Origin of the sequence: Albidovulum sp., assembly GCF_049646345.1 — a bacterium.
In the GTDB taxonomy this organism is placed as follows: Bacteria; Pseudomonadota; Alphaproteobacteria; order Rhodobacterales; family Rhodobacteraceae; genus Albidovulum.
In genome coordinates, this window is the sequence record NZ_JBARVQ010000511.1 from 1 (window position 1) to 4,004 (window position 4,004).

The following is a 4,004-nucleotide window of genomic DNA, read 5'->3' on the forward strand; positions in this document are numbered from 1 at the left end:
GCAATATGCGACCCGCACGAGATCGCCAATGTGATCGGCCCCGAAGGCATCCGCTATTTTCAGCAGGCGGCCGAATGCACGCTGATGGATATCCGTGTGCAGCTTTCGTCCTGCGTGCCCTCGACCCATATGGAAACGGCGGGCGCGCGGATCGAGGCGGCGGACCTTGCGCCGCTGATGGATCATCCATCAGGCATCGGTCTGGCCGAGTTCATGAACTATCCCGGCGTCATCCACCGCGATCCCGGTGCGATGGCAAAGCTTGCGCTGTTCGAAGGCGGCCATATCGATGGCCATTGCCCACAACTCACGGGCCGTGACCTCAACGCCTATATCGCTGCCGGCATCCGCACCGAACACGAGGCGACGACGGCGGAAGAGGCGCTGGAGAAGCTGCGCAAGGGGATGCGGGTGCTGATCCGCGAAGGCTCCGTCTCGAAAGACCTTGAAGCGCTGGCGCCGATCCTGACCGAGGCGACATCAGCCTATCTCTGCCTCTGCACCGACGACCGTAATCCCCTGGACATCGCCGAGCATGGTCATCTGGATTACATGATCCGGCGGCTGATCGAAAAGGGCGTATCGCCGCTCGCCGTTTACCGGGCGGCCTCTCTGTCAGCGGCGGAAGCCTTCGGGCTGAAGGATCGCGGCCAGATCGCACCGGGCAAGCGGGCCGACATTGTCGCGGTGGACAGTTTGGCGGGGTGCCACGCCGAGCTTGTCCTTTGCGCCGGGCGGCGCGTCGACGACACCGCCTTTGCCGCGCGGCAGACCCTCGCCCCTGTCGGGCGCGGCTCGGTCAAGGCGCCAGCCCTGCGCCCCGAGGATTTCCGCACCCGCGCCAACCGCACCGAAACCGATGTCATCGGCATCATCGAAGGCAAGATCATCACCGAGCATCTGCATGAGGGGATCGCGATCACGGATGGCGACAAGCGCCCCGATACCGCCCGCGACCTGATCCGCATCGCCGTGGTGGAACGGCATGGCAAGAACGGCAATATCGCCACCGGTTTCGTTAGGGGGTTCGGGCTGAAATCCGGGGCCATCGCCTCAACCGTCTGCCACGATCATCACAATATCGCCGTCGTGGGTGCCGACTATGCCGACATGGCGCTGGCCGCGAACCGGCTGTCCGAGATCGAAGGTGGTTTCGTAGTGGCCGAGAATGGCAAGGTGCTGGCCGAACTGGCGCTGCCCGTGGCAGGGCTGATGAGCCTTGATCCGTTTGAGGCAGTGCGCGACCGGCTGGTGGCGCTCCGCGCGGCTGCGATAGGCCTGGGCGTCACGCTGGAGGAACCCTTCCTGCAACTTGCCTTCCTTGCCCTGCCTGTTATCCCCGCCCTGAAGATCACCGACCGGGGAATGGTGGACGTGACCAGGTTCGAAATCATTCCGGGGTGAGACGTTCGGAACAACCAGACGACTGATGGTCTGATTGAGCCCATTGCGGTCGTTGCCTCCAGCGCCCTTTCGCCCGGATTCAAGCCGAAGGCGCCGGGCGAGCGCCTGCCCGTCCCGGCGGGCTGGCGCTTTTGCGGCAGCGCGCTTCGCGTGAGGTCAGAGGGACTTTGCTGCCATAAAGCACCCCGAATATTGGTCGCTGCGCCACCCCACGGGCAGGCACCCGCCCGGCTCGCGGTGTGACTAGGGCAACGACAACAAAGTCCCGGATGCCGACCTCTGCCGCGTCCCAGCATGTCCCGAAAGTGACGCGGCGCGCGGCCGCCGCGTCTTTGGGCTCACATCGCTTCTGCGTTGAAATGGAATAGTTTCTGGTCGCCGATCTTGTAGCCCTCGATCAGCCCCTTGGCCTTGTCGCTGACCAGCCAGTCCTCCAGCGCCTTCGCGGCATCGGCCTTCACATGCGGCTGATTTTCAGGATTGACCGGAAGATAGGCATATTGGTTGAACAGCGCGGGATCGCCTTCGAACAGCAGGCCGAGCCCTGCCTTGTTTTCAAAATTCAGCCAGCTCGCCCGGTCCGAGAGGATATAGGCATCCATCCCCGCCGCCGTGTTCAGCGCGGCCCCCATGCCCTGTCCGACAGCACGGTACCAGTCGCCCGCAGGTTCGATCCCGGCCGAGGCCCAGATCTTCAGCTCGGCCTTGTGGGTGCCGCTGTCGTCGCCCCGGCTGACGAAAGGCGCACCAGCCTCTTCAATCAGCGCGAAGGCTTCCATCGCAGAGGTTGCCACATTCGTTCCCGCCGGATCGGCCAGGGGGCCGACGACGACGAAGTCGTTGTACATGATCTCACGCCGATGGGTGGCGTAGCCCGCACCGACGAACTCTTCCTCGGCGGCTTTTGCGTGGACCAGCACCGCGTCCACATCGCCCGCCTCGCCGAGTTTCAGCGCCTGCCCGGTGCCGACGACCAGCAGTTGCACCTCGATCCCGGTATCCTTTTTGATCTCGGGCAGCAGCACTTCGGCCAGTCCGGAATTGGCGAAGGATGTGGTGACGGCCAGCTTCAGCTCTTCGGCCCCGGCGGCTGTCGCAAGCCAGAGCGCCGACAGGGCGGCAATGGCGGTCTTGAACGTCATGATAGGAGGTCTCCGTTGATATGGGCCTTTGCTTCCGGCGTTCCCGGCCCGTCAAAGAACGCGTCCCCGCTGCCTGCCTCACGCAACCGGCCATCGAAGAGGAAGAGGATATCATCGGCAAGGCGGCGGGCCTGACCGACATTGTGGGTCGACATGACGATGCGGGTGCCGTGATCGCGGGCCGCGGTCAGCACCTGCTCGATCTCTGCCGTCGAATGCAGGTCGAGATTGGCGCAGGGTTCGTCGAGAAACAGGACCTCTGGCGCGCGGATCAGGGCGCGGGCCAGCGCCATCTTCTGCCGCTCACCGCCCGAGAGCACGCTGGCCGGGGCGGCAAGTGTGACGCCAAGACCGACCTCGCGGGCCGCCGTCTCGGCCCGCGCCCGCGCCTCTTTCCGCGCTAGGCCGTCAAGGATCAGCGGATAGGCGATGCAATCCAGAACACTGCGGCGCATCAGGACAGGGGTCTGAAAGACAAAGGCCTGCCGCGCCCGGACCACATCTGCATCGCCCTGCCAGATCACCCGCCCCCGGTTGATCCGCTCCAGCCCATGCATCGCCCGGAGAAGTGAGGTCTTGCCTGCCCCGTTCGGCCCCATGACAACGGTGATCCCGTCTCCGCCCAGAGTCAGCGAGACCGGACCAAGGATGCGTCTGCCCTGACGGCGCAGCTCCACCTCTTCCAGCACGAGGGGCAGGATCGGGCTTACCATCGGCTGCCCCTTTCGGTGCCCGACAGCATATGCAGCGCAAGGTTCACCGCGATGGCAAGCGCGATGAGGATGAAGCCCAAGGCCAAAGCCAGCGCGAAATCGCCCTTGCCCGTCTCAAGCGCGATCGCCGTCGTCAGGACCCGCGTCGCATGGTCGATATTGCCACCGACGATCATGATCGCCCCGACCTCGCCAATCGCCCGGCCGAACCCGGCAAGGGCTGCGGTCATCAGGGCGCGCCGCCCGTCCCACAAGAGCGTTTTGATCCGCTGCGCCCGCGACGCGTGAAGCGAGATCAGAATGTCATGGTAATCGGCCCATAACTCGCGGATCGCCTGATGCGAGATCGAGGCGATGATCGGCGTGATGATGATCACCTGCGCGATGATCATCGCCGTGGGGGTGAACAAAAGCCCGAAGACGCCGAATGGCCCCGAACGCGACAGCAGCACATAGACGATCAGCCCGACCACGACCGGCGGCAACCCCATCAGCGCGTTCAAGACGGCAATGGCGAAGCGGCGCAGGCGAAACCGGTTGACCGCGATCCAGGCGCCGAAAGGCAGGCCGATGAGCGAGGCGATCACCGTTGCTGTCACGGTAACCTGCAAGGATCGCAAGGTGATTTCCGCCAGACCCGCGTCGAGCGTCACGACCAGCCGTGTGGCCTGCCATAGCCCCTCGACGATATCGTTCATGCCTCAGCCGTCCTTGCCGGTTGCGAATCCTCTGCCCTCCTTAGAGG

General features: G+C 64.6%; 4 protein-coding genes. 1 reads left to right on the forward strand and 3 read right to left on the reverse strand.

Translation table 11 applies throughout. The features are described 5' to 3' along the window. A partial coding sequence (gene ade, locus WBB85_RS13000) for an adenine deaminase (protein WP_432639029.1) occupies positions 1-1,404 on the forward strand: 1,404 nt, incomplete at its 5' end. A gap of 338 nt (positions 1,405-1,742) precedes the next feature. Here ade and WBB85_RS13005 read toward each other — a convergent pair. Genes WBB85_RS13005 through WBB85_RS13015 form a run of 3 tightly spaced genes read right to left on the reverse strand, consistent with a single transcriptional unit; the run spans position 1,743 to position 3,957 of the window. Further along, positions 1,743-2,546, reverse strand: a complete 804-nt coding sequence (locus WBB85_RS13005) for a substrate-binding domain-containing protein (protein WP_432639030.1) — start codon at positions 2,544-2,546, stop codon at positions 1,743-1,745. Then, on the reverse strand, positions 2,543-3,259 hold the full coding sequence (locus WBB85_RS13010; protein WP_432639031.1) for an ATP-binding cassette domain-containing protein: 717 nt from the start codon (positions 3,257-3,259) through the stop codon (positions 2,543-2,545). Before WBB85_RS13010 ends, WBB85_RS13005 begins: the two co-directional genes overlap by 4 nt. Next, entirely contained in the window at positions 3,253-3,957 is a 705-nt protein-coding gene (locus WBB85_RS13015; protein WP_432639032.1) for an ABC transporter permease, read from the reverse strand. Before WBB85_RS13015 ends, WBB85_RS13010 begins: the two co-directional genes overlap by 7 nt. Positions 3,958-4,004: the final 47 nt, after the last annotated feature.